Source organism: Yersinia enterocolitica subsp. enterocolitica (assembly GCF_901472495.1).
Taxonomy (GTDB): domain Bacteria; phylum Pseudomonadota; class Gammaproteobacteria; order Enterobacterales; family Enterobacteriaceae; genus Yersinia; species Yersinia enterocolitica.
Genome location: NZ_LR590469.1, coordinates 3062014 through 3079063 on the forward strand (window position 1 = coordinate 3062014; position 17050 = coordinate 3079063).

Consider the following 17050-nt stretch of genomic DNA (forward strand, 5'->3'; position numbering starts at 1 on the left):
ATTCAACTCAGGTTAAAGGCTCAAAAGTAAATATTCATTACGATTTCATTTTTAAAATTAATGAGTCTGATTTCTATTTGCGCTTGTTTTACCACCAAATTAGCACGATCGCAAATGCGAACGATGAGTTAAATCAGTTAACCGAATGTTTCTATAAGCTGCTGTCCACAATAAGAAATACTGATGATTAACATAATCACTTCACTATGATTTGAATCAAATAACATTCATATTTTAATTAACATATGGAATGTTATCGTAATTATTTATAAATTAAGTGTAATAACGAACTAAATTAAACTTCATGTTAAATATGATGTTAAATCAGTTAAGTCTACATCTGATTTAGTGTGATAGAACACCGAAAAAAGAATTGCGTGCTAATTAATTTAAAAGATAACGCTGCGATCTTATAGAAGAAAAAAATATGAGAAGTGGTACTCAATATGGTGTTAAGGATGAGTTTGAACTTACAAATTCGATGAATTAAGAACAATGACAAAGGGCCACAGAATCTGGCCCTTAACTTGAGATATCAGCGTTTTTTAAATGCTGCCGCTAGTGCATCACTCATGGCGCTGTTGTTGCTGCTGCTGGAATGGTTGCCGCCAGAGTTGCTATCTGTGCGCCCTTTAGCGGATGGGCGACTATTGGATTCATTGCTATTACGCGGCCGACTGGCACCACGATTGTCATTAGCGCGGTTCTCACCACTATTACCACGACGTGAACCACTTTCACCCGGCTGTTCATCAAGTCGCATACTCAGAGCAATACGTTTGCGCTGTAAGTCCACTTCCATCACTTTAACTTTGACGATATCACCGGCTTTCACCACTTTATGCGGGTCATCGACAAACTTGTCTGCCAGTGAGGAGATGTGCACCAAACCATCCTGATGGACACCGATATCGACAAATGCGCCAAAGTTGGTCACGTTAGTTACTGAGCCTTCGAGGATCATCCCCGGTGTCAGATCATTCAGTGTTTCCACGCCTTCGGCAAAGGTCGCGGTTTTAAATTCAGGACGCGGATCTCGGCCCGGTTTTTCCAACTCGCGCAGGATATCTGTGACGGTCGGAACGCCAAATTTCTCGGTGGTGAAATCGCGGGCGTTGAGGCTACGTAATGCTGTGGCATTGCCCATTAAGTCCTGCAATGCTTGCTCGGTAGCTGCCAAAATACGCTCAACCACCGGATAGGCTTCTGGATGCACCGTTGAAGCATCCAACGGGTTATCCCCGTGGTTAATACGCAAGAAACCGGCGCACTGTTCGAAAGCTTTTGGCCCTAAGCGGCTGACTTTCAGCAATTGCTCGCGGTTATGGAAGCGCCCATTTTCATCACGCCAGTTCACAATATTCTGCGCCATCATGCGGGTCAAGCCAGCCACACGGGTCAGTAATGGTACTGACGCGGTGTTCAAGTCCACACCCACGGCGTTTACGCAGTCTTCTACTACCGCATCCAGCTTTTTCGCCAGTTGGCTTTGGCTGACGTCATGCTGATACTGACCAACTCCGATAGATTTCGGGTCGATTTTAACCAGTTCAGCCAACGGGTCTTGCAACCGGCGAGCAATAGAAACCGCGCCACGAATGGACACATCCAGATCAGGGAATTCCAACGCGGCCAGCTCTGAGGCCGAATACACCGAAGCGCCAGCCTCACTGACAATGACTTTCTGCGCCGTCACCGCCGGATACTGCTGTTGCAGCTCGGTAAAGAAGCGCTCGGTTTCCCGTGATGCAGTGCCGTTACCAATCGCCACCAGTTCAACCTGATGTTTGATACACAGGGCAGCCACCACGGCAGCGGCTTTAGCAGCCTGCCCAGTATGAGGGTAGATGGTATCGTAGGCAACCAGCTTACCGGTAGCATCAACCACAGCCACTTTCACCCCAGTACGCAGACCAGGATCGAGGCCCATAGTGGCGCGCATCCCCGCCGGAGCGGCCATCAGCAAATCTTGCATGTTACGAGCGAATACATTGATAGCCTCGTCTTCCGCTCGTTCACGCAGGGTGCTCATCAGCTCGGTTTCAAGATGCATCAGCACCTTAATACGCCATGTCCAGTTGACCACGGCTTTGCGCCAGTTGTCAGCCGGTGCATTATTCAGGCGCAAATCCAGATGGTTGATAATGATCTGCTCGCCCTGACTTTCACGAGGAGGTTCATCAAACTGTGGATCGGGGTTCAGCGCCAGTTGCAACACCCCTTCATTACGGCCACGGAACATTGCCAGTGCGCGGTGAGAAGGGACTTGGGCGATAGGTTCGTGGTGATCGAAGTAATCGCGGAATTTAGCACCTTCCAGCTCTTTGCCTTCCACCACTTTTGCTACCAAATGGGCGTTTTTCCACAAATATTGGCGCACTTTCGCCAGCAAAGTGGCATCTTCCGCAAAACGCTCCATCAGGATATAGCGCGCCCCATCCAGTGCCGCTTTGGTGTCTGCCACGCCTTTATCGGCGTCGACATAAGCGAGGGCGACCTGTTCCGGATCTTGCTGTGGGTCATTCCATAGGCTGTCTGCCAAGGGTTCCAGACCAGCTTCAATCGCAATCTGCCCGCGGGTGCGGCGCTTTGGCTTATAAGGAAGATATAAATCCTCCAGCTCAGTCTTACTCATCGTGCCGTTAATAGCACTGGCTAGCTGCTCGGTGAGTTTGCCCTGATCTTCGATTGATTTAAGAATGGTTTGGCGTCTGTCTTCAAGTTCGCGCAGATAACCCAAACGGCTTTCCAACTGGCGCAGCTGGGTATCATCCAACCCGCCGGTAACTTCCTTACGATACCGTGAAATAAAGGGCACGGTATTACCTTCATCCAGCAGGCTTATCGCGGCAATAACTTGCTCCGGTCGCGCCTGTATTTCGCTTGCAATAATGCTGCTCAGTTGTTCATTCATAAGTCTGATATCAATTTTGATAGAGGAATAGGGAAAAAATCATAGAGGACAGTTATACGGATTGCGGTAAAAAATTGCCAGTACTGCGGTGATCCCGGCGAGCCAGAGAAAGTATTGTGAGACATTTCCACTTTGCAGCAGGAAAGCCAGCAGCCTCATTCCCAGCATATTGCCTAGCGAATCACCCAGTGTCACTGACAGTGATAGCAAACCAAAATAGGTCGCGAAACTGCCATGGTCAGCAAATGCAGCATTATTTGCATCTGCGCTGGGCATGTACACCATCAGAGCCAGGGAGAAAACCCCCGCCGCCCATAGAATCAGTACCCTATCCTGCGCAAGATAAATTAGGAAAAAAGAAACAGAGAATAGCATCAGAGTGACGGCAGGATAATAAGATGGAATATGCTGATTAATATAGAGATTAACCCAATGCTGCAACACCATGACACATAGCGCTTCCACCATAAAAAATAGTGTCAGATGACTTTCGTCATCCAATGTTTCGCGGGTATAGAGGGGGATGGTGGAATAAAGCTGGGCATGCAGCATCCATAACAAACTGTTGACCAGCAGGAAGCGGCAGTAATTGCGATTTTTAAAAACAAAAATGGTAGCAATTGGCAGCATCGGCTGAGGGCGTTTCCAGAACCGCATCAATGAGTGGCCTAAGCAGATCGACGGCTACGGTGGCCTTCACCCAATGGTTGATGCAAATAAACATCCAGCAGGTGGCATTGCCAGAGATAAAGCGCTTCAGTAAAACCATAGGCGAATTTCAATGCTGCCCCAGCAATAGTTATCGGCAAGGCACCATAGCAAGCTGAGAATAAACTTAATGAATTGAGATGGTCATACTCTTCATCGGTTTCGGCATGTGTTATCAGCGGTATGACAACATCGTCATGCAAAGCATGTTGAGCTGCTACATGGTGATAAAACTGGCGAATTTCCTCGACTCGCCGCGCCGTTTTCTCCAGAACGGCCACGCAACTTTTATAGACGAACGGGTGCTGTTGAGCCGCCATCTGCAAGAACCGGCAAATGCCCTGAGTGCTGGGAAGCGGCAATAAGTTTTCTTCTAATTCTGGCAATTGATGAGCATGTCGAAAACGCGTTGCGCTGACTTTAAACAAATAAGGATGATCCCATTCAGCAAGATCGGTAATGGTCAGCAAGACCCCTGCTCGTAAGGCTGTATTGGTTGATAGCGTAATATGAGGTAACAGTAAGGGCTTAGAATCATCCATACGTGTTCGCTCCATGGTGTAACGTTATACGAACTAAGACATAAACTAACCTCCCTCATGTTCCAGGGAGGTTTCGGTTATTATTGGTCGGCGGCCGGACGAGGTGTGTCTTGTGCCGGTAATTTGGTTTCTAGAATAATGATTTCCATTTTTGTACTCTCCATTAGGTAAATAAACTCATATACAACATTCAGTTAATGAATATTAACAAGTGGTTGACCACTCACTTCTTGTTCTAAATTTCACTGGTTAAAAAGTCAACAGAGCCAGTTTCAAATGAGAGAAACTACAGATCTCTTGTGAGCAAGATGCAACGCGAAAGTGGGGGGCAACCCATTGGATAATGGGGAAATCAACTTATTGCCAGAAAGTTTCGTTATTGCGTTATATTGCGTGGTATTAAACCCAACCATAATGATTGGATTAGCGAATGGCTAAAAGCAACTACATAACCCGCGAGGGCTGGCAGGCGCTGGATCGTGAGCTGCATTACCTATGGCGAGAAGAGCGGCCGGTGGTGACACAAGCGGTATCTGAAGCAGCGGCTATGGGTGACCGTTCGGAAAATGCCGAATATATCTACGGTAAGAAGCGCCTGCGGGAAATTGATCGTCGGGTGCGCTTTCTAACCAAGCGGCTTGAAGTGTTGAAAATTGTTGATCCCGATCCTCGCCAGGAAGGGAAAGTCTATTTTGGTGCCTGGGTGCGGGTTGAAAATGAATCAGGAGAACAGCGCATCTTCCGTTTGGTGGGGCCAGATGAGTTCGATCCGGCGAAAAAATGGATTTCTATCGATTCACCGGTGGCCCGAGCCTTGATAGGTAAACAGGTCGATGATGAGGTGACGGTTCAGACACCAAATGGTGAGGCGACCTACTGGATTCTAGATATTCGCTACCGCCCATTTGATGAAAGTGTTGATAATTAAGCCTGACAATAAGCTTTGTAACAATTTCGACTAGAATGTATACCATAAATTGCTGTCTGTTAGAGTGAGTTTTTCTAACAATGTGTAGATTCGGGCAATACGGCCTTTGGGAGTAATAAAATGCAAGAGAATCACAAGATTCTGGTCGTTGATGACGATATGCGCCTACGCGCGCTATTGGAACGTTACCTGACAGAGCAAGGTTTCCAGGTGCGCAGTGTTGCCAATGCTGAACAGATGGATCGCTTGCTAACTCGTGAGTCCTTCCACCTGATGGTGCTCGACCTGATGTTACCGGGGGAAGATGGCCTGTCTATCTGCCGCCGTCTGCGCAGTCAAAGTAACCCAATGCCTATCATTATGGTGACGGCAAAGGGTGAAGAAGTTGACCGTATCGTCGGGCTGGAAATTGGTGCCGATGACTATATTCCAAAGCCATTTAACCCACGCGAACTGCTGGCTCGTATCCGCGCGGTGCTACGCCGTCAGGCCAACGAACTTCCAGGTGCCCCTTCACAAGAAGAAGCGGTGATTGCCTTTGGTAAGTTCAAACTGAACTTGGGTACCCGCGAGATGTTCCGTGAAGATGAACCTATGCCACTGACCAGCGGCGAGTTTGCAGTGCTGAAAGCGTTAGTCAGCCATCCGCGTGAGCCATTGTCTCGCGATAAACTGATGAATTTGGCTCGTGGCCGTGAATACAGTGCAATGGAACGCTCTATCGACGTACAGATTTCACGTTTGCGCCGCATGGTAGAAGAAGATCCAGCTCATCCACGCTATATCCAAACCGTATGGGGCTTGGGCTACGTATTTGTGCCGGACGGCAGTAAAGCATGAGGCGATGGCGCTTTTCTCCACGTAGCTCATTTGCCCGAACCTTATTACTGATTGTGACCTTGCTATTTGTCAGCCTGGTCACGACGTATCTGGTGGTACTGAATTTCGCCATTTTGCCCAGTTTGCAGCAGTTTAATAAAGTATTGGCATATGAAGTCCGTATGCTGATGACTGATCGGCTGCAACTGGAAGATGGCACGCTACTTGAAGTCCCGCCAGCGTTTCGGCGTGAGATTTACCGTGAATTGGGGATTTCGCTTTATACCAATGCTGCGGCAGAGGAAAGTGGCCTGCGTTGGGCACAGCATTACAAATTTCTCAGTGATCAAATGGCCCAACAGTTGGGTGGGCCAACCGATGTTCGGGTCGAAGTGAACAAAAACTCCCCGGTTGTCTGGCTAAAGACGTGGTTGTCGCCGGATATCTGGGTGAGGGTGCCATTAACCGAGATCCATCAGGGCGACTTCTCGCCGCTGTTCCGTTATACCTTGGCCATCATGTTACTGGCGGTTGGCGGTGCCTGGCTGTTTATCCGTATTCAGAATCGACCCTTGGTTGAACTGGAACATGCGGCTTTGCAGGTCGGTAAGGGCATCATTCCGCCACCGCTGCGCGAATATGGTGCTTCTGAGGTCCGCTCTGTTACCCGGGCATTTAACCAAATGGCGGCTGGCGTGAAGTTGTTGGCTGATGACCGCACCTTGTTAATGGCGGGGGTCAGTCATGACTTGCGTACGCCATTGACCCGTATCCGTTTGGCGACAGAAATGATGAGTGAAGCCGACGGCTATTTGTCTGAGTCAATCAACAAGGATATTGAAGAGTGTAATGCCATTATCGAGCAGTTTATTGATTATCTGCGCACTGGGCAGGAAATGCCGACCGAACCGAGCGACCTTAATGCGGTGTTGGGTGAAGTTATTGCGGCTGAAAGCGGCTATGAGCGGGTGATTGAAACAGATTTATGTGAAGGCGAGGTCATGGTGGATATTCACCCGTTATCGATTAAGCGCGCTTTGGCGAATATGGTGGTGAACGCCGCCCGCTACGGAAATGGTTGGATAAAAGTGAGCAGTGGCACAGAGCTACAGCGAGCTTGGTTCCAGGTGGAAGATGATGGGCCAGGTATTAAGCCGGAAGATTTGAAGCATCTGTTCCAGCCTTTTGTCCGTGGTGATAGCGCCCGTAGTACCAGTGGCACCGGGTTAGGGCTGGCCATTGTGCAGCGAATTATTGATGCGCACGCCGGTTCGTTGGATATCGGCACCAGCGAGCGAGGTGGATTACGGATTCGAGCCTATATTCCGTTGCCGTTGGATGTTAAGCCTAAGCCACCTGCGGTAGCGTGAGTTTTATTTTGGTTATTTAATATGGTGGTCAGGTTCGGTTGTTAAAGCAACGGAGTTTACTTAACCTCCGTAGCCTCAACCGCCAAAGGGTGCGGGCGCGCCCCCTTGTGGAATCCCGCGCTTCGCACGTATCGCCTGCCCACTGCGTGGGTTCCCTCACTTATCATTTCACTGGCGGGACGGCTTTATTCGCATCCCTGCTCATGACGCCTAAATCCGCCGTATATGGCGGATTTCCCTTGCTCCATTCTTCATTCGGCTGCTCAAATGTGCTTTTAACATCAAGACCAAAAACCATGATTTTGATTTTCTCTTTTGATGTTGAGCACAATCAGGAATATTACCGACAAAGACGGTGGCCCGAGTGAGCCGCCATGGACAAATCTGCCGGAAGCAGATTTGAACGCTGCTTGCAGTGGCCCCGAAGGGGTGAGTCCCATGGACGGGACTGCGAATAGCAGTAATATTTCGCGCAAGCGCGGGATTGCACAAGGAGCCACGCTTATGGCCCCTTTGCCGGTTGGTTCATCGCAGGTTAAGTCAACTCAAGTGCTCTAACAACCGAATCGGAACACCGAACACCGAACAACCTAATCACCAAAAACAAAGCCAAATCTAGACTTCCTCCCACATTTTGATAACAAAACTGTTACTCCCATCACGCATAAATGTTTTTTTTTGGTTAAGTCTTGGCTTGTTTGTTGGTTTTTGATTACAATCGTGAGCGAAAACGAACATTAAAGAGCTGTTTCGAACATTTGGAGGGAGTAAGCATGGAAACCAAAGACTTGATCGTGATCGGTGGCGGCATTAATGGTGCCGGTATCGCTGCGGACGCTGCAGGGCGTGGCCTGTCCGTTCTGCTGCTGGAAGCACAAGATTTGGCCTGTGCTACGTCTTCTGCCAGCTCCAAACTTATCCACGGTGGTTTACGTTACCTGGAACACTATGAATTCCGGTTGGTCAGTGAAGCATTGGCCGAACGTGAGGTTTTGCTGAAACTGGCTCCTCATATCGCTTTCCCAATGCGCTTTCGCCTGCCCCATCAGCCCCATCTGCGCCCGGCGTGGATGATTCGTACCGGCTTATTCTTGTACGATCATTTGGGCAAACGTACCAGCCTGCCCGCCAGTAAAGGGCTACGCTTTGGACCCGAATCAGTATTGAAGCCCGAGTTAGTGCGCGGTTTCGAATATTCTGACTGCTGGGTCGATGATGCCCGCCTGGTAGTGCTGAATGCTCAGGAAGTGGTCGAACGTGGCGGCGAAGTACGTACTCGCACCAAAGTGACTCGCGCCTGGCGTGAACAAGGCCTATGGATGGTGGAAGCGGTCGATGCCAACACCGGCAAAACCTTTACCTGGCGCGCCAAAGGGTTAGTCAATGCTACCGGCCCGTGGGTTAAACAGTTCTTTGATGATGGTCTGAAACTGAAATCACCTTATGGTATCCGCCTGATCAAAGGTAGCCATATTGTGGTGCCACGGGTTCATAACCAACCACAAGCCTATATTCTGCAAAACGAAGACCACCGTATTGTCTTCGTCATTCCTTGGTTGGATGAATATTCCATCATCGGTACCACTGATGTGGAATACCACGGCGATCCGAAAGATGTGAAGATCGACGATCAGGAAATTGATTACCTGCTGAAGGTCTATAACGACCACTTTAAAAAGCAACTGGGCCGCGACGATATCGTCTGGACTTACTCTGGCGTTCGTCCGCTGTGTGATGATGAATCAGATTCACCGCAAGCGGTTACCCGTGATTACACACTGGATGTCGCCGATGAAGGCGGCAAAGCACCACTGCTATCAGTATTTGGTGGCAAACTGACCACTTACCGCAAGCTGGCAGAACATGCACTGGAAAAACTGTCCGGCTACTATCCAAATGTCGGCCCAGCATGGACGAAAACCGGCTCGTTACCGGGCGGGGATATTGGTGGCAGCCGTGATAACTATACCGTGCAATTACGCCATCGCTATAACTGGCTACCTGAAGGGCTGGCGCGCCGCTATACCCGTACCTATGGCAGTCATAGCGAGCTGATTTTGGCTGATGCCACCAGCATCGAAAGCTTGGGCGAACACTTCGGCCACGGTCTATATGAAGCAGAATTGCGCTATCTGGTTGAAAAAGAGTGGGTGGTTGAACTTGATGATGCAATCTGGCGTCGCACTAAGTTAGGCATGACTCTGGATGATGTGCAGAAACAGCGAGTGGCTGAATGGCTGGCGCAAGTACAAGCTGAGAAACAACAGACCCTGTCTTTGGTCTCCTGATAACAAATTCCCGTCATCTATCTGTTAAAAGACCCTCTTCACAGCTCACTGTTGAAGAGGGTTTTTTATTCGCTCAGTGAATACATCCAAACAGCTACAATCTTATTGGCTTAATATGCCAAATGTCATCGGCATACTCTTGAATAGTCCGATCCGAAGAGAAATAGCCCATATTGGCAATATTGAGTATGGTTTTACGTGTCCATTCGTCTGGATGGCGGTAGAGCATATCGACGCGCTCTTGGGTATCCACATAGCTGCGATAATCCGCCAGCAACTGATAGTGATCACCCAAATTGACCAGTGAATCAAACAGACTGGTGTATCGATGAGGCTCTTCCGGGCTGAAAGTGCCGGTAGCAATCTGCGTTAATACCTGATTCAGTTCTGGATCGTTGTTGTAATAGTCACGTGGGTTGTAGCCATTGTTACGCAGTGCCTCGACCTGCTCGGTGGTATTACCAAAGATAAAGATATTTTCCTCACCCACATGTTCTTGTATCTCGATATTTGCCCCATCCAGGGTACCGATAGTCAGAGCACCGTTCAGCGCAAATTTCATATTACTGGTTCCCGATGCCTCAGTACCCGCCAGCGAGATCTGTTCGGAAAGATCAGCTGCTGGAATGATCAACTGCGCCAGACTGACACTGTAGTTCGGGATGAACACCACTTTTAGCAGGTTATTAATGCGCGGATCGTTATTGATCACCTTGGCTACATCATTGATCAACCGAATGATTTGTTTCGCATTGTAATAAGCTGATGCGGCTTTACCGGCAAAAATCACCACTCGTGGTACCCACTTCTCATCAGGAGCTTCAAGAATGCGGTTATAGCGGGTTATCACATGCAGAACATTCAACAGTTGTCGTTTGTACTCATGAATACGCTTGATTTGTACATCAAACAGCGCCGCCGGATTCACCACAATATTCAGCTTTTGCGCAATATAGATAGCCAGCTGCTTTTTGTTCTCCAGCTTGGCTTTTTGCACTGCCCGCAAGAAGCTCACGTAATCAATATTGTTTTTCAGCTCACTGAGTTGGCCCAAATCTGTACGCCAGTTATGGCCGATACTGTCATCCAATACTGCGGCCAATGGCCGGTTAGCTAACCCCAGCCAGCGCCGTGGCGTAACCCCATTGGTTTTATTGCAGAAGCGGTTCGGGAAGATACGGGCAAAATCAGCAAACAGCGATTGCACCATCAACTCTGAATGTAGCGCTGACACGCCATTCACTTTATGACTGGCAATCACCGCAAGCCAGGCCATACGCACACGTCGACCATGGTTTTCATCAATAACCGATACTCGTGGCAGCAATTCGGGTTCATTTGGATATTGCTCTTGTACCAGTTTGAGGAAATGGTCATTGATTTCAAAGATGATTTGCAGATGGCGCGGCAGGATTTTGCCAATCATGTCGATAGGCCAGGTTTCCAGTGCTTCGCTCATCAGAGTGTGGTTGGTGTAAGAGAATACTTGCTGCACCACATCCCAGGCATCCATCCAACTAAATTTATGCTCATCAATCAGCAGACGCATCATTTCAGGGATAGAAAGCACCGGATGGGTATCATTCAGGTGAATAGCAATCTTATCAGCCAAATTCTCAAATGTTTGGTGCATCATCCAATGGCGGTTGAGAATATCCTGCACCGTGGCGGAAACTAAAAAGTACTCTTGCCGCAGGCGCAATTCGCGCCCAGAGTAGGTCGAGTCATCGGGATAAAGTACCCGAGATACGTTTTCTGAATAGTTTTTATCTTCTACCGCTGCGAAGTAATCACCCTGATTGAATTTACCCAGATTGATCTCATTACTGGCCTGTGCAGACCATAAACGCAGAGTATTAGTAGCATCTGTATCAAAACCAGGAATGATTTGATCATAGGCACAGGCAAGAATTTCTTCCGTTTCCAGCCAACGAGTTTTGCTGCCTTCCTGCTGAATACGGCCACCAAAACGCACTTTATAGCGGGTATTGTGCCGTGGAAACTCCCAGGCATTGCCATATTCCAGCCAGTTATCTGGCGACTCCATCTGCTGACCATTGACGATTTTCTGGCTGAACATGCCATATTCATAGCGAATGCCATAGCCGCGACCAGGAAGTGCTAATGTGGCCAGTGAGTCGAGAAAACAGGCCGCCAGCCGCCCTAAGCCACCATTACCTAAACCAGGGTCATTCTCTTCTTGCAGCAGCTCCGACAGATTGAGGCCCATTTCATCCAAAGCCTGTTCGATATCTTCATAAATCCCCATCGATAACAGTGCATTAGAAAGCGTTCGTCCCAAGAGAAACTCCATCGACAGATAATAAACCTGCCGAACGTCTTGGGATAATTGTGCGCGATTAGAGCGCAGCCAGCGTTCAACCATCCGGTCACGCACGGCAAATAAAGTCGCATTCAGCCAATCGTGCTGAGTCGCAATAGAGGGATCTTTGCCTACAATAAACATTAGTTTGTAGGCAATGGAGTGTTTCAGCGCGTCCACACTGACAACAGGTGAGGTATAACTGAACGGTGATGTCATAGCGGTTTTCCCAATTAGTGGTTACAACAAATCGGCAACGAGAAATCACAGACGCCGATAAAGTGACAGATAGTCTGCCGCTGCTACTTGCCAACCAAAGTCCAACCCCATCGCGTGGCGCTGAACGTGACGCCAATGTTTTGGTCGGCTCCACAGAACAAAAGCACGGCGAATCGCCCGCACCAATGCTTGTGCATCGCATTCATCAAACACAAACCCCGAGGCACTGCCGTCTGCCAGATTCTCCAGCGCGCAATCCACCACGGTATCTGCCAACCCGCCCGTATGCCGGACCAGTGGCAAAGTGCCATACTTCAAGCCATACAACTGTGTTAGCCCACAAGGTTCAAAACGACTAGGCACCAGAATCACATCCGCACCGGCAATAATTCGGTGTGAAAATGCCTCGTGATAGCCTATTTGTACCCCAACCTGACCGGAATAGTCTGCTGCAGCCGCCAGGAATGCCTCTTGTAAAATGGCATCACCCGCCCCCAGAACAACCAATTGCCCTCCCAATTGTAGTAAATCGGGCAACGCTTCCAGCACCAAATCTAGCCCTTTTTGTTCCGTCAGCCTGCTGACCACCGCAAAAATAGGTTTCTTCTCCGTCACCTCCAACCCCATTGTGGTTTGCAGATGAGTTTTATTTACCGCTTTCTTTTGCAGGTCTTCTGCATCATAGCGGGCATGGAGCAAAGTATCCGTTTGTGGGTCCCAGATATCACTGTCCACCCCATTGAGGATCCCGGTTAATCGCCCCTGACTGGCCCGCTCTTGTAGCAACCCCTCCATGCCGTAGCCGAAGGCAGGTTGGGTAATTTCCTTGGCATAGGTCGGGCTAACGGTGGTGACATGGTCAGCAAAGAACAATCCGGCTTTCAGATAGGAAATTTGGCCATAAAACTCCAGCCCATACATTTGGAAAAATGCGGCTGGCAGCTGTATTTCAGCCAAATGGTGCCCCGAGAACAGCCCTTGATATGCCAAATTATGGACGGTAAATACTGAACGTGCCGGCCGGCCACGTGCCGCGAGATAAGCACAAGCTAGCCCGGCATGCCAATCATGGGCATGCACTACCTCTGGACGCCAATAACCATCCAGGCCACAAGCCAGTTCACAAGCCATCCATCCCAGTAATGCAAAACGGCGATAGTTATCAGCATAAGCATGTAAAGATTGGTCGTGGTACGGGCTTCCTGCCCGGTCATAGAGGCCTGGTGCATCAATCAGATAAATACCAATCCCCTGATAATGGCCATAACGTAATGAAACACGGCCAGCAAAGGTATCAATCTCCCTGACCAAAACCGTGTCTGGGATGCCACGGCGTAAGTCAGGGAACCCCGGCAACATAACCCTGACATCGGCCCCCTCAGCAATTTGAGCGGCAGGTAAAGCACCAACAACGTCAGCCAATCCCCCGGTTTTTAACAACGGGAATAGCTCAGAACATACGTGTAGAACCCGCATCATGACTCCTATTTATACCCTTCTTACTTGAAGCGGCAGGGTTGTTAGCTGCTCTCAGGCACCCGAATCACTGACCTGTGTCAGCTCATCGGGATACCCTCGTTTGCCGCCTACCTGCCACTCCAATTAATTTGGGTATTAAGGTACTCGCTTAATAAATGATAAAATTCGATAGCCCTATTTTTCGGCCAGCTTGGCTAGCATCGCACGGGTCACTAACACCACCCCGCCCTCAGAGCGATAAAAACGCTTGCTGTCTTCTTCGGCGTTTTCTCCAATAACCGTCCCCTCGGGTATCTGGCAGGCACGATCAATAATGCAGCGGCGCAAGCGGCACGAACGGCCCACATTGACATCCGGCAGCAGTAATGTGGAATCAATGGTGCAAAACGAGTTCACCCGCACCCGAGGGAATAGCACTGAGTGCACCACCACCGAACCGGAAACAATGCAACCACCGGAAACCAACGAGTTCATGGTCATACCGTGGCTACCGGAGCGGTCCTGCACAAACTTGGCAGGTGGCAGCGGCTCCATATGAGTCCGAATAGGCCAATCGCGGTCATACATATCCAGCTCTGGCGTCACCGATGCCAAGTCGAGGTTGGCGCGCCAGTAGGCATCCAGCGTCCCAACATCACGCCAGTAAGGCGGCAGTTCAGCATTAGATGTCACACAGGAAAGGTCGAATGGATGTGCCCAGGCCACTCTTTGCTCAGTCAATTTGGGGATGATATCTTTACCAAAATCATGGCTGGAGCCGGGAGTTTTCTGATCTTCTTCTAATAATTTAAACAGATAATCCGTATTGAAAATGTAGATGCCCATACTGGCGAGGGCCATATCCGGTCGGCCTGGCATTGCAGGAGGATTAGCCGGTTTTTCATAGAAAGCGGTTATCTGATAATCCTCGGCAACCTCCATGACACCAAATTCAGTGGCCTCGGTAATGGGGACTGGAATACACGCCACAGTACACTCAGCGCCTTTCTCGGCGTGGTCGAGCAACATGCGGGAGTAATCCATCTTGTAAATATGGTCACCCGCCAGAATGACGATATGTTCCGCTTTGTAGCGCCGGATAATATCCAGATTCTGATAAACCGCATCTGCGGTTCCTTTGTACCACTGCTCAGTGCTCAGGCGCTGCTGGGCTGGCAATAAATCGACAAATTCGTTCATTTCCTCATTGAGGAATGACCAACCACGTTGAATATGTTGAACCAAGCTATGTGACTGATATTGCGTTATCACGCCAATACGCCGGATACCCGAATTCAGACAGTTGGAAAGGGCAAAATCAATAATGCGAAACTTGCCGCCAAAATGAACTGCGGGTTTAGCACGGGTCGCCGTTAAATCTTTCAGCCGTGAACCACGGCCACCCGCCAGAATCAGCGCGACAGATTTATTCGGCAATAATCGAGCTAACATCAGTGGGTCTTTGTTCTCAAACTTAACCATGAAAACTCCTTAAAATTTCTGTGTGAGCACGCAAACGGTATGCGCAGACCCATTCCATACGGTTAATGGTTCCGTATGCTCTGACGGCTCAAAAGGAGGAATCACCACCCATTCCCCCACAGGTAAATGCATTTCACACGCTTGATCAGTGGCATTAATCACCACCAGCCAGCGCTGAGATAACCGTATTTGTAGTTGTTTCTGGCAACCCTGCTCCCAAGCCCCATCACTCAGCGCTTCGCCCTGACTATCCAGCCATTGCACATTGCCATCGCCGTCTTCCCACCATGAATCTTGAATCAGAGCCGGAATCTGCTGGCGTAACCGAATAAGTTCGGCAGTAAATGCCGTTAATTCTCGATCTGCGCTCCCCCAGTCGAGCCAGGTGAGAATGTTGTTCTGACAATACGCATTGTTGTTGCCCTGCTGACTATGGCCGTGCTCATCGCCAGCCAGCAACATCGGTGTACCCTGTGAAAGTAACAAAGTGGTCAGTAATGCGCGCTGGCACGCTTTGCGCCGTTGCCAGATAGCGTCATCCGCCACCAAACCTTCACTACCAAAATTATTGCTCAGATTGTTATCACTGCCATCACGGTTTTCTTCTCCGTTGATTTGGTTGTGTTTTTGGTTAAAACACAGCAAATCTTGCAGGGTAAAACCATCGTGGGCGGTAATTTGATTGATGCTAGCGGAAGGCAAACGCTCCCGATGTTTGAATAAATTGCTGGATGCTGCAAAGTGCTGGGCGAATTGCCCCAAAGGTAAATCGCCGCGTAACCAGAAGCGGCGCATGGCATCGCGATATTGGTCATTCCATTCGCTAAAACCGGTGGGAAAGTTACCCAATTGATACCCCCCCAAGCCGATATCCCAAGGCTCTGCAATCATCTTGCAATTACAAAGCTGTTTATCAGCCGCCAGTGCGGCAAACAAAGGAGCATGTTGGTCGAAAGCCGGTGAGCGCCCCAAAACCGTCCCCAAATCAAAGCGGAAACCATCAATGTGGCAGCTATCAACCCAATAACGCAGGCAATCAAGCACCCACTGCATCACATAAGGTTGGCTAAGGCGCAATGTATTGCCACAACCGGTCATGTTGTCATATTCACCCTCAGAGGTGAGCCAGTAGTAGCTGGCATTGTCGATCCCACGCTGACACAGAGTGGGGCCAAACACATCCAGCTCTGCACTGTGGTTGAATACCACATCCAAAATCACTTCAATACCGGCTTGATGCAGTGCTTTCACTGCATCGCGCAACTCTCGCAGAGGGGATATCCCTTCACGACCAGAAGCATAATCCGGGTCAACCGCATAGGGAGCGAGTACGTTATAGCCCCAGTAATTACTCAGCCCCATCTTCTGCAACCGTGGCTCATCAATATGGAATTGCACTGGTAGCAACTCCAACGTCGTTATACCCAGTTTTTGCAAGTATTGAATCATGGCTGGATGAGCCAAACCGGCGTACGTGCCACGCAGATCTGCCGGAATATCCGGGTGCAATTGAGTTAAGCCGCGTACATGGGCTTCATAAATGACGGTATTGCCCCAAGGAATGGTTGGTCGGCGATCCCCCTGCCAATCATATTCTTCATGCACCACAATACACTTTGGAGCTACAGCAGCACTGTCGCGATAATCGGGCTGACTCACCCCACCCTGTAAGCTGGGGTCATCACCCACTTTTCTATCCAGCGCACGAGCATAAGGGTCTATCAATAGCTTGTGGGGATTAAAACGGTGGCCTTGTTGCGGGTTAAATGGCCCACTGACACGGTAACCATAGCGCTGCCCCGGCTTTCCTCCGGGAAGATAGCCATGCCAGATATCCCCACTGCGGGCCGGTAACGGTATCCGCAGCTCCTGGTTATTATCATCAAACAGGCACAGTTCCACCTGCTCTGCATGGGCCGAAAACAAAGTGAAATTTATCCCGACACCATCAAAATGAGCACCCATTGGCGTCGGGGAGCCACTCGTCAGCGTCGTCATC

The 17050-nt window shown here is 49.4% G+C and carries 11 protein-coding genes; 4 read left to right on the plus strand and 7 right to left on the minus strand.

The annotated features are described in order from the left end of the window. Window positions 1-535: 535 nt before the first annotated feature. Genes FGL26_RS14725 through FGL26_RS14735 form a run of 3 tightly spaced genes read right to left on the minus strand, consistent with a single transcriptional unit; the run spans window position 536 to window position 4164 of the window. Window positions 536-2914: a Tex family protein gene (locus FGL26_RS14725; RefSeq protein WP_005174752.1), complete on the minus strand. Its 2379-nt coding sequence runs from the start codon at window positions 2912-2914 to the stop codon at window positions 536-538. Between the two features lie 39 nt (window positions 2915-2953). Then, complete coding sequence (locus FGL26_RS14730; RefSeq protein ID WP_005174754.1) at window positions 2954-3571, minus strand: MFS transporter; 618 nt, start codon at window positions 3569-3571, stop codon at window positions 2954-2956. An 11-nt stretch (window positions 3572-3582) separates the two neighbouring features. Continuing rightward, complete coding sequence (locus FGL26_RS14735; RefSeq protein WP_005174756.1) at window positions 3583-4164, minus strand: hypothetical protein; 582 nt, start codon at window positions 4162-4164, stop codon at window positions 3583-3585. Between the two features lie 430 nt (window positions 4165-4594). On the opposite strand from FGL26_RS14735, the gene greB reads away from it, so the two are divergent. The 4 genes from greB (at window position 4595) to glpD (ending at window position 9569) form a co-directional block, all read left to right on the plus strand. Continuing rightward, window positions 4595-5092 (plus strand): transcription elongation factor GreB, encoded by a 498-nt coding sequence (greB, locus tag FGL26_RS14740; RefSeq protein ID WP_005174758.1) that lies wholly within the window; start codon window positions 4595-4597, stop codon window positions 5090-5092. 120 nt (window positions 5093-5212) lie between these two features. Continuing rightward, on the plus strand, window positions 5213-5932 hold the full coding sequence (gene ompR / locus FGL26_RS14745; protein ID WP_004709363.1) for an osmolarity response regulator transcription factor OmpR: 720 nt from the start codon (window positions 5213-5215) through the stop codon (window positions 5930-5932). Then, a complete protein-coding gene (gene envZ, locus FGL26_RS14750) occupies window positions 5929-7281 on the plus strand; it encodes a two-component system sensor histidine kinase EnvZ (RefSeq protein ID WP_005174760.1) in 1353 nt (450 codons plus the stop codon). The genes ompR and envZ overlap by 4 nt, the downstream gene beginning before the upstream one ends. Window positions 7282-8054: 773 nt before the next feature. After that, on the plus strand, window positions 8055-9569 hold the full coding sequence (glpD, locus tag FGL26_RS14760; protein ID WP_005174768.1) for a glycerol-3-phosphate dehydrogenase: 1515 nt from the start codon (window positions 8055-8057) through the stop codon (window positions 9567-9569). A gap of 94 nt (window positions 9570-9663) precedes the next feature. Here glpD and glgP read toward each other — a convergent pair whose 3' ends face one another. The 4 genes from glgP to glgX all read right to left on the minus strand — a co-directional run bounded on the left by glgP (window position 9664) and on the right by glgX (window position 17049). Next, a complete protein-coding gene (glgP, locus tag FGL26_RS14765; RefSeq protein ID WP_005174769.1) occupies window positions 9664-12111 on the minus strand; it encodes a glycogen phosphorylase in 2448 nt (815 codons plus the stop codon). A 45-nt stretch (window positions 12112-12156) separates the two neighbouring features. Further along, window positions 12157-13587 carry a glycogen synthase GlgA gene (glgA, locus tag FGL26_RS14770; protein WP_005174770.1) on the minus strand — a complete coding sequence of 477 codons (1431 nt, stop codon included), beginning with the start codon at window positions 13585-13587 and terminating at the stop codon, window positions 12157-12159. 177 nt (window positions 13588-13764) lie between these two features. Continuing rightward, the gene (glgC, locus tag FGL26_RS14775; protein ID WP_005174772.1) at window positions 13765-15051 is read right to left on the minus strand and encodes a glucose-1-phosphate adenylyltransferase; all 1287 of its coding nucleotides are present in this window, start codon (window positions 15049-15051) and stop codon (window positions 13765-13767) included. Between the two features lie 9 nt (window positions 15052-15060). After that, window positions 15061-17049: a glycogen debranching protein GlgX gene (gene glgX / locus FGL26_RS14780; RefSeq protein WP_005174773.1), complete on the minus strand. Its 1989-nt coding sequence runs from the start codon at window positions 17047-17049 to the stop codon at window positions 15061-15063. Window position 17050 lies beyond the last annotated feature (1 nt).

What these genes read in the sequence shown, in the direction of transcription:
- FGL26_RS14725 (WP_005174752.1), bottom strand. Translation starts at nt 2,914, where the DNA reads ATGAATGAACAACTGAGCAGCATTATTGCAAGCGAAATACAGGCGCGA.
- glgC (WP_005174772.1), bottom strand. Translation starts at nt 15,051, where the DNA reads ATGGTTAAGTTTGAGAACAAAGACCCACTGATGTTAGCTCGATTATTG.
- envZ (WP_005174760.1), top strand. Translation starts at nt 5,929, where the DNA reads ATGAGGCGATGGCGCTTTTCTCCACGTAGCTCATTTGCCCGAACCTTA.
- glgP (WP_005174769.1), bottom strand. Translation starts at nt 12,111, where the DNA reads ATGACATCACCGTTCAGTTATACCTCACCTGTTGTCAGTGTGGACGCG.
- FGL26_RS14730 (WP_005174754.1), bottom strand. Translation starts at nt 3,571, where the DNA reads ATGCGGTTCTGGAAACGCCCTCAGCCGATGCTGCCAATTGCTACCATT.
- glgX (WP_005174773.1), bottom strand. Translation starts at nt 17,049, where the DNA reads ATGACGACGCTGACGAGTGGCTCCCCGACGCCAATGGGTGCTCATTTT.
- ompR (WP_004709363.1), top strand. Translation starts at nt 5,213, where the DNA reads ATGCAAGAGAATCACAAGATTCTGGTCGTTGATGACGATATGCGCCTA.
- glpD (WP_005174768.1), top strand. Translation starts at nt 8,055, where the DNA reads ATGGAAACCAAAGACTTGATCGTGATCGGTGGCGGCATTAATGGTGCC.
- glgA (WP_005174770.1), bottom strand. Translation starts at nt 13,587, where the DNA reads ATGCGGGTTCTACACGTATGTTCTGAGCTATTCCCGTTGTTAAAAACC.
- greB (WP_005174758.1), top strand. Translation starts at nt 4,595, where the DNA reads ATGGCTAAAAGCAACTACATAACCCGCGAGGGCTGGCAGGCGCTGGAT.
- FGL26_RS14735 (WP_005174756.1), bottom strand. Translation starts at nt 4,164, where the DNA reads ATGGATGATTCTAAGCCCTTACTGTTACCTCATATTACGCTATCAACC.